Here is a 2,082-nt window from a genome sequence, read left to right as displayed (position 1 = left end):
CTCGCACGCCGAGCGGGCCGGCGCACCCACGAGTCGCCCACCACACGCGTCGCGTGATGTCGGCACTCGGTCCCGGCCCCCGTCGGGCGGGAGCGGCGGCGCGCCCGCGTCGCCGCGACGGCGGTGGCCGTGCACGATGGGCGGGTACCTCTCGCAGCTTCGGAAGGGTTCCTCGTGATCAGTATCCCGGACCGCACGGCCCATGACGGTACGAAGATCCCGGCCGTCGGCCTCGGCACCTGGCCGATGGACGACGCACAGGCCGAGGAGGCCGTCAGCCACGCGCTCGGCATGGGGTACCGGCTCGTCGACACGGCGGTCAACTACCGCAACGAGACCGGAACCGGACGGGGCGTCATCCGATCCGGCGTCCCTCGCGAGGAGATCGTCGTCACCACCAAACTGCCGGGCAGGCACCACGGTTACGAGGAGACGCTCGCCTCGTTCGAGGAGTCGCGCGGCCGTCTCGGACTCTCCTACGTCGATCTCTACCTGATTCACTGGCCCCTGCCCCGCGTGGACAAGTACGTGGAATCGTGGAAGGCGATGATCGAGCTCCGCGACGCGGGGCTGGTACGTGCGATCGGCGTCTCGAACTTCACGGCCGAACACATCCGCCGGCTGGAGGCCGAGACCGGAGTGCTTCCCTCGGTGAACCAGATCGAGCTCCATCCCCTGCTTCCCCAGGACGAGTTGCGCGCCTTCCACGCCGACAAGGGCGTCGTCACGGAGAGCTGGAGCCCCCTGGGCCGTGGCTCCCGGCTCCTCGACGACCCCGGGATCGGAAAGATCGCCGAGGCACACGGCGTCACACCCGGCCAGGTCGTGCTGCGCTGGCACACACAGCTCGGCGCGGTACCCATCCCCAAGTCCGCCGACGCCGGGCGCCAACGGGAGAACCTCGACCTCTTCGGATTCGAGCTGTCCCCCGCCGAGATGACGGCCGTCGGCGACCGCCCGCGACGACGCCTCGGCGGGGACCCCACGGCACACGAGGAGTTCTGAGGCCCCGGAGCCCCGCCCGTACCGGGTCTCCGCGGTGAGCATGCGTCGTAGGCCGCGTGCTGCCGGACGCGGTGCCACGGTCCGCTCATTGCATGACTTCGGGTACCCATCGCGCTCCGCCGAGGTGCCGTGCGACGCCGTGCGGGTCATCGTGGAGGGGCCTTGCGAGTGATGGGGGAACCGGCATGCCGATGCTGCTGATCAAGGGGTCGTACAGAATCGTCGGGGCCAGCCCCGACGGCGACTCGGTTCGCTTCGTCCCGGACGATCCCGGGGAGTGGGACCTGCTGCGAGGACGGAAGGTGCGCCGCAATCTGGCCGGCGGGGCCCAGCTCCGGCTGGACGGCATCGACACCCTGGAGACCCACTACCGGCCGCCGCACGGGCCCGAACTCCATCAGCCCGCGCCGTACGCCGGTCGGGCCGCGGAGGCGCTGCTCGGCTGGCTGGGTTTCGAGGAGGTGGAGCGCGGTGCCGACGGAATCGTCAGGCACAGTACGCCCGAGTCCGTACCCGGCTACATCCTGACGCGCAGCGCGGACGTCCACGGGCGCTGTGTGGCTCTCGCGGGCCGCGGAACCGAGGCCCCGGGTGCCAGTGGGACGCTCGTCACCGTCACCGCCGAGCACCTTCGGCAGACCGCCAACCATCATCAGCTCACCGAAGGACTGGCCTACCCCACGTTCTACCGCAACCTCTTCGTCGGCCTCCGGCGGGAGCTGTCCGGGGCGGCGCGGCAGGCCCGCCAGGACGGGCTCGGGCTGTGGCCGTCGGACCAGACCCAGAGCGGAGCGAAGGTGGAGGGCCCGGCCACACTGACCGAGTCCGCGGTGCTGCTGCCCAAGCTCTTCCGCCGGCTGGCGGACTACCTCCAGCTCAATGACGGCAACCCGTCCCTGGAGGGCTTCCGGCCCTACCTGGAGCAGCGCGAGGACCGGCTGTTCGTCCTGTCCACCGGACAGTGGACCGGCTTCGACACGATCGTGGACGTCACGAACGGCGACACCGTGCGGCTCAACCGCCCTCCGGAGGACCTCGTCTTAGACGAGAAGTAGGCGTCCGCGGGCTTCCGGCCGG

The 2,082-nt window shown here is 70.7% G+C and carries 2 protein-coding genes; both read left to right on the top strand.

Going from position 1 to position 2,082, the window contains the following annotated elements; translation table 11 throughout:
- Positions 1-174 precede the first annotated feature (174 nt).
- Complete coding sequence (locus tag ACFXGX_RS43230; protein ID WP_384803996.1) at positions 175-1,005, top strand: aldo/keto reductase; 831 nt, start codon at positions 175-177, stop codon at positions 1,003-1,005.
- Positions 1,006-1,190: 185 nt separating this feature from the next.
- Positions 1,191-2,060, top strand: coding sequence for a nuclease (locus ACFXGX_RS43225; protein WP_384803993.1), 870 nt, complete (start codon positions 1,191-1,193; stop codon positions 2,058-2,060).
- The last annotated feature ends 22 nt before the right edge of the window (positions 2,061-2,082 follow it).

The sequence above is a fragment of the Streptomyces sp. NPDC059371 genome (assembly GCF_042751995.1).
Lineage (GTDB): Bacteria > Actinomycetota > Actinomycetes > Streptomycetales > Streptomycetaceae > Streptomyces.
The sequence above is the reverse complement of the archived record's forward strand: the minus strand, read 5'-3'. Positions and strand labels throughout refer to the sequence as shown.

Bases quoted from the DNA above. Each gene is read 5' to 3' on its own strand.
- ACFXGX_RS43225 (WP_384803993.1), top strand. From the start codon at position 1,191: ATGCCGATGCTGCTGATCAAGGGGTCGTACAGAATCGTCGGGGCCAGC.